General features: G+C 72.4%; 20 protein-coding genes. 14 read left to right on the forward strand and 6 right to left on the reverse strand.

What is annotated here, in order from left to right; translation table 11 throughout:
* Nucleotides 1–66: 66 nt before the first annotated feature.
* From hemE to NVV95_RS15395, 9 genes are all read left to right on the forward strand, one after another.
* A complete protein-coding gene (hemE, locus tag NVV95_RS15355; protein WP_259487422.1) occupies nt 67–1,149 on the forward strand; it encodes a uroporphyrinogen decarboxylase in 1,083 nt (360 codons plus the stop codon).
* On the forward strand, nt 1,146–2,666 hold the full coding sequence (locus tag NVV95_RS15360) for a protoporphyrinogen/coproporphyrinogen oxidase (protein ID WP_259487423.1): 1,521 nt from the start codon (nt 1,146–1,148) through the stop codon (nt 2,664–2,666). Before hemE ends, NVV95_RS15360 begins: the two co-directional genes overlap by 4 nt.
* Before the next feature lie 86 nt (nt 2,667–2,752).
* Complete coding sequence (locus tag NVV95_RS15365) at nt 2,753–3,178, forward strand: YtxH domain-containing protein (protein ID WP_259487424.1); 426 nt, start codon at nt 2,753–2,755, stop codon at nt 3,176–3,178.
* 13 nt (nt 3,179–3,191) lie between these two features.
* Nucleotides 3,192–3,596: a phage holin family protein gene (locus NVV95_RS15370; protein WP_259487425.1), complete on the forward strand. Its 405-nt coding sequence runs from the start codon at nt 3,192–3,194 to the stop codon at nt 3,594–3,596.
* Nucleotides 3,593–3,883: a DUF3618 domain-containing protein gene (locus tag NVV95_RS15375; protein ID WP_259487426.1), complete on the forward strand. Its 291-nt coding sequence runs from the start codon at nt 3,593–3,595 to the stop codon at nt 3,881–3,883. Before NVV95_RS15370 ends, NVV95_RS15375 begins: the two co-directional genes overlap by 4 nt.
* 114 nt (nt 3,884–3,997) lie before the next feature.
* On the forward strand, nt 3,998–4,735 hold the full coding sequence (gene hemQ, locus NVV95_RS15380; RefSeq protein WP_259487427.1) for a hydrogen peroxide-dependent heme synthase: 738 nt from the start codon (nt 3,998–4,000) through the stop codon (nt 4,733–4,735).
* On the forward strand, nt 4,732–5,925 hold the full coding sequence (locus NVV95_RS15385) for a ferrochelatase (RefSeq protein WP_259487428.1): 1,194 nt from the start codon (nt 4,732–4,734) through the stop codon (nt 5,923–5,925). The genes hemQ and NVV95_RS15385 overlap by 4 nt, the downstream gene beginning before the upstream one ends.
* A 51-nt stretch (nt 5,926–5,976) precedes the next feature.
* Nucleotides 5,977–6,957, forward strand: a complete 981-nt coding sequence (hemC, locus tag NVV95_RS15390) for a hydroxymethylbilane synthase (RefSeq protein WP_259487429.1) — start codon at nt 5,977–5,979, stop codon at nt 6,955–6,957.
* Nucleotides 6,954–7,745, forward strand: coding sequence for a uroporphyrinogen-III synthase (locus NVV95_RS15395; RefSeq protein ID WP_259487430.1), 792 nt, complete (start codon nt 6,954–6,956; stop codon nt 7,743–7,745). The genes hemC and NVV95_RS15395 overlap by 4 nt, the downstream gene beginning before the upstream one ends.
* A 94-nt stretch (nt 7,746–7,839) precedes the next feature.
* Here NVV95_RS15395 and NVV95_RS15400 read toward each other — a convergent pair whose 3' ends face one another.
* The gene (locus tag NVV95_RS15400) at nt 7,840–8,487 is read right to left on the reverse strand and encodes an alpha-ketoglutarate-dependent dioxygenase AlkB (protein ID WP_259487431.1); all 648 of its coding nucleotides are present in this window, start codon (nt 8,485–8,487) and stop codon (nt 7,840–7,842) included.
* A 105-nt stretch (nt 8,488–8,592) separates the two neighbouring features.
* Between NVV95_RS15400 and hemB the strand changes: the two genes are divergently transcribed.
* From hemB to NVV95_RS15415, 3 genes are all read left to right on the forward strand, one after another.
* Complete coding sequence (gene hemB, locus NVV95_RS15405) at nt 8,593–9,588, forward strand: porphobilinogen synthase (RefSeq protein WP_259487432.1); 996 nt, start codon at nt 8,593–8,595, stop codon at nt 9,586–9,588.
* Nucleotides 9,588–10,934: a glutamate-1-semialdehyde 2,1-aminomutase gene (gene hemL, locus NVV95_RS15410; RefSeq protein WP_259487433.1), complete on the forward strand. Its 1,347-nt coding sequence runs from the start codon at nt 9,588–9,590 to the stop codon at nt 10,932–10,934. The genes hemB and hemL overlap by 1 nt, the downstream gene beginning before the upstream one ends.
* Nucleotides 10,935–11,015: 81 nt before the next feature.
* Nucleotides 11,016–11,390 (forward strand): hypothetical protein, encoded by a 375-nt coding sequence (locus NVV95_RS15415; protein ID WP_259487434.1) that lies wholly within the window; start codon nt 11,016–11,018, stop codon nt 11,388–11,390.
* A 2-nt stretch (nt 11,391–11,392) separates the two neighbouring features.
* On the opposite strand, the gene NVV95_RS15420 is transcribed toward NVV95_RS15415, so the two are convergent.
* The 3 genes from NVV95_RS15420 to NVV95_RS15430 form a co-directional block, all read right to left on the reverse strand.
* Nucleotides 11,393–12,400, reverse strand: a complete 1,008-nt coding sequence (locus NVV95_RS15420) for an MDR family oxidoreductase (RefSeq protein ID WP_259487435.1) — start codon at nt 12,398–12,400, stop codon at nt 11,393–11,395.
* An 80-nt stretch (nt 12,401–12,480) separates the two neighbouring features.
* Nucleotides 12,481–13,287, reverse strand: a complete 807-nt coding sequence (locus NVV95_RS15425) for an ABC transporter permease (RefSeq protein WP_259487436.1) — start codon at nt 13,285–13,287, stop codon at nt 12,481–12,483.
* Entirely contained in the window at nt 13,284–14,186 is a 903-nt protein-coding gene (locus tag NVV95_RS15430) for an ATP-binding cassette domain-containing protein (RefSeq protein ID WP_259487437.1), read from the reverse strand. Before NVV95_RS15430 ends, NVV95_RS15425 begins: the two co-directional genes overlap by 4 nt.
* Nucleotides 14,187–14,321: 135 nt before the next feature.
* On the opposite strand from NVV95_RS15430, the gene NVV95_RS15435 reads away from it, so the two are divergent.
* Nucleotides 14,322–15,770 carry an LssY C-terminal domain-containing protein gene (locus NVV95_RS15435; RefSeq protein ID WP_259487438.1) on the forward strand — a complete coding sequence of 483 codons (1,449 nt, stop codon included), beginning with the start codon at nt 14,322–14,324 and terminating at the stop codon, nt 15,768–15,770.
* A 53-nt stretch (nt 15,771–15,823) separates the two neighbouring features.
* On the opposite strand, the gene NVV95_RS15440 is transcribed toward NVV95_RS15435, so the two are convergent.
* Together NVV95_RS15440 and trhO are read right to left on the reverse strand one after the other, a co-directional pair.
* On the reverse strand, nt 15,824–16,660 hold the full coding sequence (locus NVV95_RS15440) for an isocitrate lyase/PEP mutase family protein (protein ID WP_259487439.1): 837 nt from the start codon (nt 16,658–16,660) through the stop codon (nt 15,824–15,826).
* Nucleotides 16,661–16,720: 60 nt separating this feature from the next.
* Nucleotides 16,721–17,644 carry an oxygen-dependent tRNA uridine(34) hydroxylase TrhO gene (gene trhO / locus NVV95_RS15445; RefSeq protein ID WP_259487440.1) on the reverse strand — a complete coding sequence of 308 codons (924 nt, stop codon included), beginning with the start codon at nt 17,642–17,644 and terminating at the stop codon, nt 16,721–16,723.
* 110 nt (nt 17,645–17,754) lie between these two features.
* On the opposite strand from trhO, the gene NVV95_RS15450 reads away from it, so the two are divergent.
* A complete protein-coding gene (locus NVV95_RS15450) occupies nt 17,755–18,309 on the forward strand; it encodes an acyl-CoA thioesterase (protein ID WP_259487441.1) in 555 nt (184 codons plus the stop codon).
* Nucleotides 18,310–18,363 lie beyond the last annotated feature (54 nt).

Consider the following 18,363-nt stretch of genomic DNA (forward strand, 5'->3'; position numbering starts at 1 on the left):
GCCGTGCCATCGCCCCATGGGGAGTTCTCCCCGCTCCCGCCCGGAGCGACTCCGTATCATCGGGGGGTGACCCTGCCCGAGACGCATCCCCTCCGCGACGGCCGCACCGCCGACTCCGCCCTCGTGACGACCTACCGGGGCGTTCGCGGCGACCGCACCCCGGTCTGGTTCATGCGTCAGGCGGGCCGGTCCCTGCCCGAGTACCGCGAGCTCCGGGTGGGCACGCGGATGCTCGATGCCTGCCTCGATCCGGCCATGGCCAGCGAGATCACGCTGCAGCCGGTGCGGCGGCACGGCGTCGACGCGGGCATCTTCTTCAGCGACATCGTCATCCCGCTGAAGCTCGCGGGCGTCGACGTCGAGATCGTGCCCGGCCGCGGGCCGGTGCTGGCCCAGCCCGTGCGCACCCTCGCCGACGTCTCTGCGCTCCCCGATCCCGACGGCGCCGACTTCACCGCCATCGAGCAGGGCGTAGCCCTCACGGTCGCCGCGCTCGGCCGCACCCCTCTGATCGGCTTCGCCGGCGCTCCCTTCACCCTCGCGGCCTACCTGGTCGAGGGCGGCCCGTCAAAGGACCACATCCGCGCCCGCACCCTGATGCACGCCGACCCCGAGGCGTGGGAGGGCCTGCTCTCCTGGGCCGCCGCCGTGACCGGACGGTTCCTGCGCGCCCAGCTGCTCGCCGGCGCGAGCGCGGCGCAGCTCTTCGACTCCTGGGTCGGCTCGCTCTCGAAGACCGACTACGTCGAGCGGGTCGCCCCCTTCTCCCGCGCCGCGCTCGAGCCGATCCGCGACCTCGACGTGCCGGTCGTGCACTTCGGCGTCGGCAGCGGCGAGGTGCTGGTGCCGATGCACCAGGTGGGCGCCGACGTCGTGGGCGTCGACTGGCGGCTGCCGCTCGACGAGGCCTCGCGACGGCTCGGCGGGGGTGTCACCCTGCAGGGCAACGTCGACCCGGCCCTGCTCGCCGCGCCCTGGCCGGTGCTCGAGGCGCACGTGCTCGACGTGCTGCGCCGTGGCCGGAGCGCCCCCGCCCACGTGCTGAACCTCGGCCACGGGGTGCCGCCCGAGACCGATCCCGACGTGCTCACCCGCATCGTCGAACTCGTCCACGAGCGGGGCGGGGCGGCGGCCGAGGAGTCGCGATGAGCGATCGGGCAGACACCGACGCCACGGGTGCCGCCGACGCGAATGGTGCCGCCGACGTGTCCGGTGCCGCCGACGTGGACGTGCTGGTCATCGGCGGCGGTGCCGCCGGTCTCGTGGCCGCGCTGCAGCTCGCGAAGCTCGGCCACTCGGTGCACGTCGTCGAGGCCCGCGAGCGGCCGGGCGGCTTCGTGGGCGCGCACGAGCTGGCGGGCATCCGCCTCGACTCGGGGGCCGAGAGCTTCGCCACCCGCAAGGGCACGGTGGCGGCGCTCGCCGCCGAGGTGGGTCTCGGCGACGACGTCGTGGCACCGAACCGCGCCGGCGCGTGGGTGCGCTGGACCGGAGGCACGGCCCCGCTGCCGGCAGCGGGCATCCTGGGCATTCCGGGGGTGCCGCTGGCCGACGACGTGCGCCGGGTGATCGGCTGGGGCGGCAGCCTGCGGGCCTACCTCGACCGGCTGATGCCGTTGCTGCGGGTGCGCCCCGAGCACGACCTGGGCGACATCGTGCGCCGCCGCATGGGCCGCCGCGTGCTCGACCGGCTCGTCACGCCGGTGGTCGCGGGGGTGCACTCGGCCGACCCGTCCGACGTCGACGTGCGCACGGTCGCACCCGGTCTGACCCAGGCGATGACCACTCAGGGGTCGCTCTCGGGGGCCGTGATGGCCCTCCGCGAGCAGGCACCGGCGGGAAGCCAGGTGCAGGGCATCGTCGGCGGCATGCACCGCCTCGTCACCGCGCTCGAGGAGCAGCTCGCCTTCTACGGCGGCACCCTCGAGACCGACACGCGGGTGGTCTCGGTGCAGCGCCTCGATCAGGGGCAGCGCCTCGACCAGGGGGCGGATGCACGGCCGGGCTGGAGCGTCGAGCTCGCCCCCGCCACCGCCGAACCTCGGCACGTCACGGCCCGCGCCCTCGTCGTGGCGGCGGGCTTCCGGCCTGCGCTCGCCCTCCTCGCCGACGCCGGAGTGCCGGGACTGCCGCCCGCCGAGGCCTGGCCCGAGCCCGCCTCGGTCGCCATCGCCACGCTCGTCATCGACGACGCCCGCCTCGACGACCACCCGCGGGGCACCGGGGTGCTGGTCGCGCCCGGCACGACCGGTGTCACCGCGAAGGCCCTCACCCACGCCACCGCCAAGTGGGCCTGGCTCGCCGCCCGGCTGCCGGCGCACCGCCACGTGCTGCGCCTGAGCTACGGCCGCGGCGGCGAGACCCTCGTCGAGCCGGAGCTCGACACCGTGGTCGCCGACGCCTCGACCCTGCTCGGGGTGCCGCTCTCGCGCGCCGCCGTCGTCGACTCCGACCTGGTGCGCTGGGACGACTCCCTCGCCTTCGCCACGGTGGGCCACAAGGCCCGGGTGGCGCAGCTGTCGGAGGCCGTCGCCGCCGTGCCCGGCCTCGACGTCGTCGGCGCATGGGTGTCGGGCACGGGCCTGGCCGCGACGGTCGAGCAGGCGAAGGCCACCGCATCCGGCATCGCGGCCGAGCTGCGCGGCGACCCGCGCCTGCCCGGCTGAGGCCGCCCACGACCGCGTCCATGCGGCCGCGGGACGGGGGGACTACGCTTTGGAGCACCCTGTCCCCGACCTATCGGAGTTCACACATGCGCGGAAAGATCATCTTCGTCGTCGGGCTGTCGACGGGCTACGTGCTCGGCACGAGGGCGGGCCGTCAGCGCTACGAGCAGATCAAGGCCGGAGCCGACAAGGTGTGGAACACCCCCGCGGTGCAGTCGGGTGTGCAGAAGGTGCAGGAGTTCGCCGGCGCCCGGGTCGACACCGCGAAGGCGGAGCTGTCGAAGAAGGCGCGCAAGACGCTCGCCGGGCTGATCGGCCGCGAGCCGCTCGACGGCCCGCAGCAGAGCGCCGCCGCCCGCAAGGCCGGCTCGACCGCCCCCCGCACGCCCGCGCCGAAGGCGCCCGCCGTCACGAAGTCGCCCGCCAAGCCCGCCGCCGCGAAGAAGTCGGGCACCAAGCCCGCCTCGACCACCCAGCCCTCCGACGACCAGCACCAGCCCTCCGACGACTAGAAGGACTCCGATCGTGACCGAAGAACGCGACAAGAAGGCCCGACGCTCGCTCGTCTCCCTCCTGGCCGAGCTGCCCACCCTCATCATCCAGCTGCTGAAGGACGAGCTCGAGAACTTCAAGCGCGAGATCACCGCGAAGCTCGCGAAGCTCGGCATCGGCGTCGGCCTGTTCGTGGCCGCCGCCCTGCTGGCGTTCTTCGCCTTCGCCACCCTGATCGCCGCCGCCGTGCTCGGCATCGCCACCGCGCTGCCGGCCTGGCTCTCGGCGCTGATCGTGGGCGTCGCCCTGCTGCTGATCGCGGGCATCCTGGTGCTCATCGGGGTGAGGTCGCTGAAGAAGGGCCTGCCGCCGGTGCCGGAGGAGACCATCGAGAGCATCAAGAAGGACGTCAACACCGTGAAGGGGCTCGGCCAGTGAGCGACAAGGCGGTGTCGAAGACCGCGACCACGCCGGCCGAGCGCAGCACGCCGGCGCTGCACGCCGACATCCAGAAGACGCGCGACGAGCTGCGCTCGACGCTCGACGCGATCGAGTTCAAGCTGAACGTGCCGAAGCAGGCGCGCCACGCGGCGCACCGGCTGAAGAGCCGCTTCAACCGCCTCCGCGCCGAGAATCCGACCGCGGTCCACGCGGGCATCGGCGGCGCCGTCGTGGTGCTGGCCGGAGTGGCCGTTCTCGGCTTCCGCGCCGCTTCGAAGGGGTAGCGTTGTAGTCGAGGCCCGGGCATCCGCTCGCCCCGGCCCGTCTGAACCGGTCTCGAGCCGGTCGTACGGGCGCGCCACCGCCTCGCCGTACCACCAGTGAAACGAAGAGGGATCATGACTGACCCGACAGTCCGAACCGACGAGACCACCCGCGACGTCGAGGACTCGGAGGAGGTGCCGGCGCTCGGCTACACGCTGTGGGCGGTCTTCCGCCGCAACCCCGAGCGGGCGCTGGTGCTCGACGGCAGCGAGGTTCCGGATGCGGTGGCCGAGCTCGACGCGGCGGTCGCGATGATCGAGGCCGAGGACGTGATGCTCCGCGGCTTCTACGACGTCTCGGGCCTGCGGGCCGACGCCGACGTAATGGTCTGGTTGCACGGCAGCGTGCCGGAGACCCTGCAGTGGGCCCTGCGTCAGCTGCGTCGCACGCAGCTGTTCGCGCCGCTGCTGCCGACCTGGAACGCGATGGGCGTGCACCGCGACGCCGAGTTCTCGTCGAACCACCTGCCCGCCTTCATGCGGGGCAAGGAGCCGAGGGGCTGGGTCACGGTCTATCCGTTCGTGCGCTCCTACGACTGGTACATCCTGCCCGAGGAGGACCGGCGCGCGATGCTCGCCGACCACGGCCGCAAGGGCGGCGCGTTCCGCTCGGTGCTCGCCAACACGGTCGCTTCGTTCGCGCTCGGCGACTACGAGTGGATCCTGGCGCTCGAGGACGACGAGCTCACCAACCTGGTCGACATGATGCGGGCGCTGCGCCAGACCGAGGCCCGGCGGCACGTGCGCGAAGAGGTGCCGTTCTACACCGGGCGGCGCATCGACGCCGCCGAGATCGTGGAGGTTCTGCAGTGACCGACACCGTCGCGCCGGTCGTGCGCAACGCCAGCCCCGCGGCCGCGGCCGGGCCCGAGCACGTCTCGGAGCCGACGGCCTACGACGCCATCCTGCTCGCCTCGTTTGGCGGGCCCGAGGGCCAGGACGACGTCATCCCCTTCCTCCGCAACGTCACCCGCGGCCGGGGCATCCCCGACGAGCGTCTCGAGGAGGTCGCCCACCACTACCGCGCCTTCGGCGGCGTCAGCCCGATCAACGCGCAGAACCGCCAGCTCAAGGCGGCGCTCGAGGCCGAGCTCGCCGCCCGGGGCATCGATCTGCCCGTGCTCTGGGGCAACCGCAACTGGGACCCGTACCTCCCCTCGGTGCTGCGAGACGCGGATGCCCGGGGGCTGCGCACCCTGATCGCCGTCGCCACCAGCGCCTACAGCTCCTACAGCTCGTGCCGTCAGTACCGCGAGGACTTCGCCATGGCGCTCGACGAGACCGGCCTCGCCTCGACGATGACCATCGACAAGGTGCGGCAGTTCTTCGACCACCCCGGATTCGTGCAGCCGTTCATCGACGGCCTCTCGGCGGCGCTCACCGGCATCCGCGAGAAGTTCGACGACATCGACCTGGCGACCGAGGTGGAGGTGCTGTTCAGCACGCACTCGATCCCCACGGCCGACGCCGAGCGCTCGGGGCCGTCGTTCCGGGAGCTCGGCCCCGAGGGCGCCTACGCCGCCCAGCACAAGGCCGTGGCGGAGGTCGTGCAGCTGGCGGCGACGTCGGGGCTCGAGGGTCAGCCCGACGTGCCCTGGCAGCTGGTCTACCAGTCCCGCTCGGGCCCGCCCTCGCAGCCCTGGCTGGAGCCCGACATCAACGACGCGATCGCCGAGCTCCCGGCTCGGGGCATCCGCGCGGTCGTGATCGTGCCGCTCGGGTTCGTGAGCGACCACATGGAGGTCATGTGGGACCTCGACAACGAGGCGCTGGAGAGCTGCGCCGAGCACGGCCTGTACGGCGTGCGCACCCCGACGCCCGGGGTCGACCCGGCCTACGTCGCCGGGCTCGTCGACCTCGTCGTCGAGCGCATCGAGGGCACACCGGCCGGCGAGCGGCCCCACGTCACCGGGCTCGGGCCCTGGTACGACGTGTGTCGCCCTGGGTGCTGCGAGAACGTGCGGCTCGGGTTCAAGCCGGCCGTGTCGGGGCTCGCACCCTGAGCGGCGCAGTCGCCGCCGCATCCACAGAGGTCTAGAGGAACAGCAGTCATCGTGAACAGGAAGCTTCGGGTCGCCACACGGGGAAGCGCACTCGCGCGCGCCCAGACGGGGCACGTCGTCGCCGCCCTCGTCGAGGCCACCGGCGTCGAGGTGGAGGCGGTGATCATCACCTCGGAGGGGGACCGCTCGAAGGAATCGCTCGCGTCGCTGGGCGGCACCGGCGTCTTCGCCAGCGCCCTGCGGGAAGCGCTCGTCGCCGGTGACTGCGACCTGATCGTGCACTCCTTGAAAGACCTCCCGACCGCCCGCTACGAGGGCCTCGTCATCGGCGCGGTGCCGGTGCGCGAAGACCCGCGCGACGTGCTCTGCGCGCGCGACGGACTGACCCTCGAGGAGCTGCCGGAGGGTGCCCGCGTCGGCACCGGGTCACCCCGACGGGTGGCGCAGCTGCTCGCCCTGCGGCCCGATCTCACGGTGGTCGACATCCGGGGCAACGTCGACACGCGCCTCGGCCGCGTGCGGGCCGGTGACCTCGACGCGGTGGTGCTGGCGTCAGCGGGGCTCACCAGGCTCGATAGGCTAGACGCAGCATCCGAGATCTTCGCCCTCGACCTCTGGCCGACGGCGCCGGGGCAGGGTGCCCTCGCGATCGAGACCCGAGAGGGAGACAGCATTCCCGAGTTGCTCAGCATCGAACACCCGCCGACGCGCACCGCGGTGCTCGCCGAGCGCTCGGTGCTGGCCGCGCTCGAGGCCGGCTGCGCCGCCCCGATCGGAGCCACGGCCACCGTCTCGGGCGACGAGCTGACCCTCTCGGCCACCGTCTACCAGGCCGACGGGGCCGTCGAGCTGGGCTGCGAGCGATCGGCCCTGCTGCTCGGCGACGACATCCACGTGGCGTCGCTGCTCGGCGAGGCCGTGGCGCGTCAGCTGCTCGACGACGGCGCGGCCGAGCTCGCGCCGGTAGGCCCGTCGGCCGACGGCGGAGCCGACCCCACCACCTCCGCACGCTGGCCGGGCGGCACCGAATGACGGCCTGGGCGCAGCGCCCGCTCGGCGGCTGGCGCATCCTCGTCCCGCGCGGAGGCCCGTGGGGTCACGGTGTCGCCGCTGACCTGCGGGCCGTCGGCGCGAAGCCGATCGTCGCGCCCATGATCAACTTCGCCCCCACCGAAGACGACGAGACGCTGCAGCAGGCGCTGCGGGCCCTCGCCGCCGGTCGGTTCGACTGGCTCACCATGACGAGCGCCACCACGGTCGACGTGCTCACCGCGCATCAGGCCGTGGTTCCGCCCGAGACGCACATCGCCGCTGTGGGCGAGACCACGGCGGCCGCGCTGACGGCGGCCGGCTACAAGGTCGACCTGGTGCCGCCGGAGGACAACTCGGCCGCCGGCCTGCTGCGTGAGCTCAAGCGCTTCGAGCAGTTCGGGCCCGAACTGAAGGTGCTGACCCTGCGCAGCGACATCGCCAAGCCCGTGCTCACCGAGGGGCTGATCGCGCGGGGTCACACGGTGGAGTCCGTGGTGGCGTACCGCACGGTCGGTGTGGCCGTCGATCCGCAGATCCGCACCGACGTCGCCGAGGGGTCGATCGACGCGATCTTCGTGACCTCGGGGTCGGTGGCGGAGCAGGTGCAGCAGCAGCTCGGGCCGATCCCGTCGTCGACGCTCGTGGCGGCCATCGGCCCGCGCACGGCCGAAGACGCGCGGGCCTACGGCCTGCGCGTCGACGTGATCGCGAAGGGGCGCTCGGCCGAGTCGCTCATCAACGCGGTCATCGAGGTCGCGAAGCAGCGCGCCGACGCCGACGCCGACTGACCCGCCCCCGCGCCGATCTCCCCGTCGGGGTCGCGCAAAGTCCCCTTCGCGGTCCAGCCCAGGTGCATTTGCGCGACCAGGGTGACGCGGCGCGTCAGCGCGGCCAGTCGGGGCGGAACTGCACGCTGATGCGCGGGCCGACCGCCTGCTTCGTCTTGAGGATGGCGTGCTCGTGGGTGCGCTGGCAGCTGCCGCCCATGACGATGAGGTCGCCGTGCCCGACCGGGAAACGCAGCGTCTCACCCACCGCGCGGCCGTTCACCGGCTTCGGTCGCACCGACAGCGTGCGCGCGGCGCCCACCGAGAGGATCGCCACCATCGTGTCGCGGTCGATCGTGCGCCCGACGCGATCGCCGTGCCAGGCCACGCTGTCGTCGCCCGTGCGGTAGAAGCACAGCCCCGCCGTCTCGAACACCTGGCCCGGAGGGCGGCCGTAATGGTCGTTCAGCGCATCCTGTGCCCGGGTGAGCGCCAGATCGGGATAGACCGAGCCCACCCCGAAGCGCGACACCAGCCGCGGAACGTCGACCACCCGGTCGTACATCTCCCGCCGATCGGCCTGCCACGGCACGTCGAGGGCGAGCCGCTCGAACAGCGCGTCGGAGTTCGTGACCCACCCCGGCCGCAGGTCGACCCAGGCCCCGTCGCCGAGCATCGTGCGCTCGACCGCGCCGCCCAGCGGCTCGAGCCCGGGGTCGGCGTCGAGGTCGTCGAAGAGCGAGGTCTGGAAGTCGATGTTCATGCCTCCACCCTATCGACATTCGAACATCTGTTCTAGTCCCGCAGGACGCCCCGGCATCGCCCGCGCCCGGCATCGCCCCAGGCGCACCGATCTAAGCTGGAGGTCATGACTTCCGGCTCCTTCCCCGAGATCCGACCGCGCCGGCTGCGCGGCACTCCGGCGCTGCGCCGCCTGGTCGCCGAGACCCGCATCGACCCCGCCCAGCTCGTGCTGCCGCTGTTCGTGCGCGACGACATCGACGCCCCCGTGCCGCTGAACTCCATGCCCGGCGTGCTGCAGCACACCTTCGAGAGTCTCCGCGGAGCAGTGACCGAAGCGGCCGAGGTCGGCCTCGGCGGTGTGATGCTCTTCGGTGTGCCCGCCGACGCCGACAAGGATGCGGTCGGCACCGCCGCCACCGACCCCGACGGCGTGCTCAACGCCGCCACACGCATCGTGGTCGAGGAGGCCGGCGACGCGCTCGTGGTGCAGACCGATCTCTGCCTCGACGAGTTCACCGACCACGGCCACTGCGGCGTGCTGGATGCCCGGGGAGCCGTCGACAACGACGCCACCCTCGTGCGCTACCGGGACATGGCCCTCGAGCAGGCCCGCGCGGGCAGCCACCTGCTCGGCCTCTCCGGAATGATGGACGGCCAGGTCGCGGCCGTGCGCGACGCGCTCGACGGCGAGGGCTTCCAGGACGTCGCGATCCTCGCCTACGCGGCGAAGTACGCTTCGGCGTTCTACGGCCCCTTCCGCGAGGCCGTCGGCTCGACGCTGCGCGGTGACCGCAAGAGCTACCAGCTCGATCCGGCGAACCGCCGCGAGGGCCTCCGCGAGGCCGTGCTCGACGTCGAGGAGGGCGCCGACATCGTCATGGTCAAGCCCGCCCTGAGCTACCTCGACCTGGTGGCCGACGTCTCCGCCGCGGTGCCCGTGCCGGTCTGGGCGTACCAGGTGTCGGGGGAGTACGCCATGATCGAGGCGGCGGCCGCCAACGGCTGGATCGACCGGGAGCGGGCGATCCTCGAGTCGCTCACGAGCATCCGTCGAGCCGGCGCCGAGGCCGTGCTCACCTACTGGGCGGTCGAGGTCGCCCGAAGCCTGAAGGGCCTGTGATGACCAGCAACGCCACCGAGTTCGCCCGCGCCCAGCGCTCCATCCCGGGCGGCGTGAACTCCCCGGTGCGCGCCTTCCGCTCGGTCGGCGGCACCCCGCGCTTCATGGTGTCGGCGAAGGGCCCCTACATCACCGACTCCGAGGGCCGCGAGTACGTCGACCTGGTCTGCTCCTGGGGCCCCGCGGTGCTCGGGCACGCGCATCCCGAGGTCGTCAGGGCGGTTCAGGATGCGGCGGCCCGCGGTCTCTCGTTCGGAGCCACCACCCCGGCCGAGACCGACCTGGCCGAACTCGTGCGCGCCCGCGTCATCGCCGGTGGTGTCGCCCCGATCGAGAAGCTGCGGCTCGTCTCGACCGGAACCGAGGCGACCATGACCGCCATCCGCCTCGCCCGCGGGTTCACCGGCCGCGACGTGCTGATCAAGTTCGCCGGCCACTACCACGGCCACTCCGACCCGTTGCTGGCCGAGGCCGGCTCCGGGCTCGCCACCCTCGCCCTGCCCGCCTCGGCCGGGGTGCCGGCCGCGACAGCCGCGCTCACCATCGTGCTGCCGTACAACGACCTCGATGCGGTGCGCGCGGCCTTCGCCGAGTTCGGCCAGCAGGTCGCCGCGATCATCGTCGAGGCGGCTCCCGCGAACATGGGCGTCGTTCCTCCCGCGCCGGGCTTCAACGCGGCGCTCGCCGACATCGCGCACGAGAACGGTGCGCTGCTGATCGTCGACGAGGTGCTCACGGGGTTCCGCGTCGGGGCCGCCGGCTGGTGGGGGCTCGAGAACTCCGCCGGGCCCGATGGAGCGGTCGCGCATCCGTACACCCCCGACCTCGTCACCTTCGGCAAGGTCGTCGGCGGCGGTATGCCGCTCGCGGCGCTCGGCGGGCGGGCCGACGTGATGGACCACCTCGCCCCGCTCGGCCCGGTCTACCAGGCCGGCACGCTCTCGGGGAACCCGATCGCGGTCGCCGCGGGTCTCACCACGCTGCGCCTGGCCGACGCGGCGGTCTACGAGACGCTCGACGCCGTCTCGACGACCATCTCCGACGCCGTCTCGGCCGCCTTCTCCGAGGCCGGGGTCGCGCACAGCCTGCAGCGGGCGGGCAGCCTGTTCAGCTTCACCTTCGGCTCCGACGTCGCCCCGCGCGACTACGCCGACGTGCAGCGTCAGGAGGGCTTCCGCTACGCGCCCTTCTTCCACAGCATGCTCGACGCGGGCGTCTCGCTGCCGCCGTCGGTCTACGAGGCCTGGTTCGTCTCGGCCGCGCACGACGACCGGGCGATCGGCCGCATCCTGGATGCCCTGCCCGCCGCCGCGCGGGCGGCCGCCGCTGCGACGCCGGCCGCCTGATCGCGATGATCTCTCGAATCGTTACCCCCGACTCGGCGCAGGGCCTCCCGCTCGCCGGGTCGCCCACGGCAGGATAGACGCATGGCCGTTCTCTTCGTCCACACCGATCGCCTCGAGATCCGTCTCACCCGGGCCGAGAAGGTGCTGTCGTTCCGCCGCACCGACATCGTGGTGCCGCTCGACAGCATCCGCTCGGCCGCGCTCACCGACGACCCGTGGGTGTGGGTACGGGGCATCCGCGCGCCCGGGGCGGCCGTGCCGTTGACGCTGGCGGTCGGCACCTGGAAGTTCCACGACGGCAAGGACTTCCTGCTCGTCAAGGGCACACGCACCTCGGTGGTGATCGACCTCGAGGGCCAGGAGTTCTCGCGGATCATCGTGACGACCTCCCACTCGATCCAGCTGCTGCGCGCGCTGCGGCTGCCGCCGCTGGAAGGCACCGAGATCATCGAGTAGGGCTAGGCGCCCACGCGCACCACCGTGCGCCCCCGCACCTCGCCCGCGAGGATGCGCTCGGCCACCGCCGGCACGTCCTCGAACCCGACCGTCGTGGTCAGCGAATCGAGCAGCTCCAGGTCGAGCTCCTCGGCCAGCGCCGCCCACGCCCGCTCCCGCAGCGCCCGCGGCGCCTCCACCGAATTCGCCCCGGTGAGCGTCACCGAGCGCAGGATGAACGGCAGCACCGTCGTCGGCAGGTCGGAGCCCTGCGCCAGACCGCAGGCCACCACGGTTCCGCCGTACCGGGTCTGCGCGAGCACGGTCGCCAGGGTGCGGCTGCCCACGCTGTCGACGGCGCCCGCCCAGGTGGCCTTCTGCAGCGGCCCGCCCTCGTCGTCGGCCAGCACCGAGCGGTCGATCACCCGAGCGGCGCCGAGCCGGCGCAGGTAGTCGCCCTCGGCCTCGGCGCGACCGCTCGACGCGACCACCGAGTAGCCGCGGCCGGCGAGCAGGGCGATCGCGATCGACCCGACCCCGCCGGCGGCGCCCGTGACGAGCACCTCCCCGTCATCCGGTTCGACCCCGGCGTCGGCGAGGGCGAGCACGGCGAGCATGCTCGTGAAGCCCGCGGTGCCGATCGCGGCGGCCTGCTCGGGGGTGAGGCCCTCGGGCAGGGGCAGCAGAGCATCCGCCCGCACCCGCGCGTGCTCGGCCAGCCCGCCGTGCCGCGTCTCGCCGAGACCGTCGCCGTTCAGCAGCACGACGTCACCGATCGAGAAGGCGGATGCGCGTGAGGCCGTCACCCGCCCGACCACGTCGATGCCCGGCACGAGCGGGTACCGGCGCACGATGCCGGGGCGACCGGTGAGGGCCATGCCGTCCTTGTAGTTGACGCTCGTCGCGAGCACCTCGAGGTCGACGGTGCCGGTGGTATCCGCGCTCTCGTCGTCGCCGAAGATCTCGCTCAGGTCGCGGTCGACGAGTTCGGCCGCCGCACCCTTCTCGGTCACCAGGTAGGCACGGGACATGATTCCTCCTCGAATCGGGTGATGATGGGTCGGGATGATGCGTCGGGACGATGGGCCGGGACGCAGTGGCGTCATCCGGGTCAGGAGACGTCGCGCCGCCAGCTGGTGGCAAAGCCGATCAGCGTGGCCACCGCGGCGATGGCGGCGAGCACCAGGCCGCCCTGCCACCACTCCAGGGCCACCCCGCCGCCGCCCGACATGGCGGTGTAGATGCTCGACCCCACGAGCGCGTCACTCGCCGAGCCAGGCAGGAACTGCCCGATCTGCGCCGACCAGTCGGTGATGCCGGAGCCCAGCCGCAGCAGCGGCTCGACGAACTGGGTGAACGCCAGCACGATCACGATCGCCGCGACCTGACTGGGCACGAGCGTGCCGAGGCCCACGCCGATCGCGGCCCAGAGCGCCATGGCCAGCAGCGAGCGGCCGACGAAGGCCCAGGTGGCGGGGTCGGAGAGCAGAGGGTCGATGCCGAAGCCCGCGAGCACCGCGGCACCCGCACCCATCGACGCCAGCAGGGCGAGCACGCCGAAGCCGGCGCCCGCGAGGAACAGCGTGATCAGCTTCGCCGCGAGCACCACCCCACGTCGCGGGGTCGCGAGGAAGGTGGGCGTCAGCGACTGGAAGCGGAACTCGCTCGTGACCGCCAGCGCCCCGAACAGCACCGGGAAGACGTAGCCGACCGAGGTGGCGAAGCCGTAGATGAGCAGCGGGATCTGCGCGTCGGGCAGCACCGGGCCGTTCGTGTTGGTGCCGAGCCCGCCGAAGATCGCACCGAGCCCGCCGGCGCAGATGCCGACGTAGCCGACCATGATGAGGGCCAGCACCCACCAGAGCCGGGTGCTGGTGATCTTGGTGGTCTCCGACCGCACCGCGTGGACGAGGCTCACAGCGCACCCTCCTCGCCGACGAGGGTGAGGAAGCTCTCCTCGAGACCCGTGCGCTTCTGCGACAGCCCGGTCAAGGGGATGCCCGCGTCGAACGCGAGCCGCCCGATCTCCCCCGCCTCGGCGTTGTCGACCAGTACCCCCGAGCGCAGGTTCGAGACGGTGTAGCCGGCCCCGCGGATGATCTCGGCGAGTCGGTCGCGGTCGTCGGCGTTCACCTGCACCTGCTTCGTGTCGGAGGTGTCGAGGGTCGACAGCTCGCCGCGGTGCACCAGGGTGCCGTGGGAGATGATGACGACCTCGTCGACGGTCTGCTGCACCTCGCTGAGGAGGTGGGAGCTGATCAGCACGGTGCGGCCCTCGGCGGCCATGGCGCGAAGGAGCAGCCGGATCCACTTGATGCCCTCGGGGTCGAGGCCGTTGATCGGCTCGTCGAGCACGAGCACCCCCGGGTCGCCGAGCAGCGCGAAGGCGAGTCCGAGGCGCTGGCGCATGCCGAGGGAGTAGCCGCCGACCCGGCGGTTCGCGTAGCCGGCGAGCCCGACCTTTTCGAGCGCCGCATCCGGAGCCGTCTTCGGCAGGCCGGCGGCCTGGGCGTACACGGCCAGGTGGTTGCGGGCCGAGCGGCCGGGGTGGAAGCTGGCGGCCTCGAGCGAGGCGCCGACGGTGGAGAGCGGGGAGTCGAGCTGCGCGTAGGCGGTGCCGCCGAAGCTCGCGCTGCCCGAGCTCGGCTGCACGAGACCGAGCAGCATTCGGAGCGTGGTGGTCTTGCCGGCACCGTTCGGCCCGAGGAACCCGGTGACCTGGCCTGGTTCGACGGTGAAGGAGAGGTCGGAGACCGCAGCCACCTGCCCGAACTGCTTCGTGAGGCCTGAGAATTCGATGGGTACGCCGGTGGGCATGGATGCCTGTCCTGTCGGTGTCCGGAAGGGGAACGCGCGGCCGCCACCGCCCGTCCAGCCTAGGGTGGCGCTCGCGGCTTGTCACAGGAAACCCGGAATCCCTGAGAGAATCCCAGAGACGAAAGGACGCTGTGGATGGCTCCACGGGACGCCGACGCGGCTGAGCGCGAGCTCGAGGACTCCTCCCTCGCCGAGCACATCCGTCGCCGCACTCTGCGCGCCTCGGTGGGGCTCGTCGTCGACAGCGTGTTCTTCTTCGTCGGCACCGTCTCGATCGGCTGGCTGGCCTTCCTCGTCATCACCGAGTCGTTCGCCCGGGGCTGGCAGCAGCTCTGGTTCCTGCTCGTGTTCTGGGTGGTCGTGGCCTACCTGCTGCTGCCGCGGGTGCACAGCATCCTGACCCTGTTCTACGTGCCCGACTACTTCATCGGGCGGGCCCGCACGCGCGAGGGGCTGCTCGGCGACCCGGTGAACGTGGCGCTCCGCGGCAGCGAGGAGCAGATCCACGAGGCGATGATCCGTGCGGGCTGGCACCGGGCCGACGACATGGGCATCACCTCGGCGCTGCGCACCGTGCGCGGCACCCTGCTGAACCGCAGCTACCCGGGCGCGCCCGTCTCGCGCCTGTACCTGTTCGGCACGGTGCAGGCCTTCACCTACCAGCAGGAGGTCGAGGGCACGCCGTCGAAGCGCCACCACGTGCGCTTCTGGCGCTGCCCGGCCGGCTGGCTGCTCCCCGGCGGTCACGAGGCCGACTGGCTGGCGGCCGGCACCTACGACCGAAGCATCGGCATCTCGTTCTTCACGCTGCAGGTCACGCACCGCATCGACAAGGAGACCGACAAGGAGCGCGACCACATCGTCTCGACCCTCGTCGAGGGCAACCCGGCGGTGTCGGTCGAGCTGATCCGCAACTTCTCCACCGGCTACCACCACGTCAACGGCGGCGGCGACGCCATCGTCACCGACGGCGACCTGCCCGTGGTCGACCTGACCGAGGTGCCCGTGCCGTCGGCGACCGAGGCCGGCAGCGACGGCCTGCCGCACGCCGAGAAGCCGGTGGCGCCGAGCCCCGCCGCCGTGTTCTCGGAGTCGCCGATCGCCGGCAGCGGGCGCCCCGCCTCGATCTATCTGGGTGTGCTGCTGATGGCCGCGCGGGTCGTGGCGGCACTGATCGCCGTGATCGTCGTAGCCTTCTCCATCGGCGACGGGCAGATCGACTTCCGCACCCTCACCGGAGCGCTCACGCCGGCCGACTCGGCCTACCTGTCGTCGCTCGTGGCCGCCGTGTTCGTGGCCCTGGCGCTGGTCATCAGCGCGCTCTATTCGGTGCTGGCGTTCCTGATCTTCCACGGCCACAACTGGGCACGCTTCACGGCGATGGGGCTGGGGTCGGTCGCCATCCTGATCACCGCCGTCGACTTCTTCGGCGGTGGGCCGCAGATCACCCTGCAGACGAACCTGGTGGGGCTGTCGTTCGACGTGCTGGTGCTGCTGGCGCTGTCGGGCACGGATGCGCGGCGGTTCTCGCACCGTCGGGCACTCGAACGGCGCGAGGCGCGCGCGGCGCGGCGCGGCCGCTGAGGCTCAGGTGCGAGCCCGGCCTCTCCGGCACGGTCGCGCCGCCGAGCGACGGCTCAGGTGAGCAGCTGCGTGTCGGGCGGGAGCATGCCGCCCGCATAGAGCTCCAGCGCCGACCGCTGCAGGGCCGTGAGGGCCACACGCTGCGGCCACGGCCCGTACGAGATGCGGGCGATTCCGAGCTCCTCGTAGCGCTTCGGCGAGAGCGATCCGGGCACGCCGATCACGCTCACCTTCCGCTCGCCGATGCCCTCGACGAGCCGCGTCGCGAGCTCCTCGTCGATCAGCCCGGGCACGAACACGCAGGCCGCCCCGGCGTCGAGGTAGGCGCGGCCGCGCTCGATCGCGTCGGCCACCGCGTCGTCGAGCGGCCGGTCGCCGCGCATCAGCAGAGCATCCGTTCTCGCATTGAGCACGAAGCGCACCCCCTCGGCCTCGGCCGCCTTCATCACCTCGGCGACGTTCTCGACCGACTCGATGTGCGGGCGCATGCGGTCTTCGAGGTTGGCGCCCACGACACCCACGCCGATCGCGCGGCGCACCGTGTCGCCCACGTCGCCGTAGCCGCCCTCGAGGTCGGCGCTCACGGGCAGCGAGGTGGAGAGCGCGATGCGGCCGACGGCCTCGATCATCAGGTCGACGGGGATGCGCTCGCCGTCCTCGTAGCCGTAGGAGGCGGCGATGGCGTGGCTGGCCGTGGCGAGCGCCTTCGTCTGGGGGAGGTCGGCGAGCACGGTCGCGCTGGCGACGTCCCAGACGTTGACGACCGTGAGGATCTCGGGCGCGTGATGCAGGGCGAGCAGCGCGTCGGCGCGGTCGTGCACGAGCTCATGGCTGGGGTGGGCGACGGTGGGGTCGTAGGCGTCGGCGGTGCCGCCGTGCGGGTCGGTCATGGTGTGAGCATACGGCGGCAGCGGGCTGCCGGGTCGGGCCGGTCCCGCGCGATGCACGAGTCAGGCGTGGGCGGCGCAGTGCACGGGCTCGGCGTGCTCGGCGCAGACGACGAGCTGCTCGCGGCAGGCGGGGTCGGCGCAATTGCGCATGGCCGAGGTCGCCTCGCCGCAGACCACGCAGCGGCCGATCGGCTGCGTGTCGGGCGCGTAGGTGAGCGAGCCGCGGCCGTCGAAGACGTAGAGGGCGCCCTTCCAGAGGCCCCGGTCGCCGAAGGCCTCGCCGTAGCGCACGATGCCGCCGTCGAGTTGGTACACCTCGCCGAAACCGCGGGCGGTCATCAACGATGACAGCACCTCGCAGCGGATGCCCCCGGTGCAGTACGTCACCACCGGCTTGCCTTTCAGGTGGTCGTACTTGCCGCTGTCGAGCTCGGCGACGAAGTCGCGGGTGGTCGCCACGTCGGGCACGACCGCCCCCTCGAAGCGCCCGATGGCGGCCTCGAAGGCGTTGCGGCCGTCGAAGAACACCACCTCCTCGCCCGCGGCGCGCTTGGTCTCGACCAGCTCGTGCAGCTCCTCGGGAGCGAGGTGCGTACCCCCGCCCACCACTCCGCCGGCGTCGACCGTCAGCTCGCCGGGCGCGCCGAAGCTCACGATCTCGTCGCGCACCTTGACGCTCAGCCGCGGGAAGTCGGTGCTCGCGCGATAGACCGTGTGCTTCGACGCCGGCCCGTCCTCGAGCCCGGTGCCCTCGCTCCACTTCACGTCGAGCTCAGCGAACGGCTCGAACTCCCGGGTCTTCCGCACGTAGCGCTTCACCGCGTCGAGCTCCCCGCCGAGCGTTCCGTTGATGCCGTGCTCCGAGATCAGGATGCGCCCCCGCAGCCCCAGCGACTCGGCCAAGTCGCGCTGCCAGAGCCTTACCGCCGCGGGGTCGGCCACCGGCGCGAAGACGTAGTAGAGGATGATCTTCGGCACGGGCATCCGCTGATTTTAGTCGTCGGGGATGAGTGGCCCGCCCGATCGTGCCGCCCCCGTTTGTAGGTCTTCACAACAGAGCGGCCGTTCCGCCGCACGATGTCTACGATCGCTGCGTGCACTTCTTCTTCCGGACCGTCCTCGGCACGCTCACCGCGCGCTTCCGCTCGCCGCTCGGCATCTGGGACGTGGGGAGCCGCCCGTTCCGGGTGCTGCCGACCGATCTCGACGTGCTGCGGCACATGAACAACGGGGTCTACTTCTCGCTGCTCGACATCGCGCGGCTCGACGTGCTGACGCGCAGCGGGCTGTGGCCCGAGCTGCAGCGACGCGGCTGGTACCCGGTGGTGGTCGCCGAGACAATGAGCTTCCGGCGGTCGCTCGAGCTGTGGCAGCGGTTCGAGATCGAGACGCGGATGCTCGGGTTCGACGAGCGCTCGCTGTACGTCGAGCAGCGATTCGTGGTGAAGGGGGAGGTGTACGCGCGGGCGTTCATCCGGGCACGGCTGCTGAAGCGGGCGGGCGGGATCGTGACCGTGCCGGAGCTGATGGAGCTGCCGGGGGTGGGGGCGGCGCCGGCCGACGGGCGGATGCCGGAGTGGATCGAGGGGTGGGCCGCGGGGACGCAGCTGCCGTCGACGAAGGTGCCGACGTGGAGCGAGTGGAGCTGAGGGGTTCTGCGGCGGTGCCACGCGGCTCGGCCGGGGCCGAGCCTCCGCGGAGCG

This window comes from Herbiconiux gentiana, assembly GCF_024978135.1.
Taxonomy (GTDB): domain Bacteria; phylum Actinomycetota; class Actinomycetes; order Actinomycetales; family Microbacteriaceae; genus Herbiconiux; species Herbiconiux gentiana.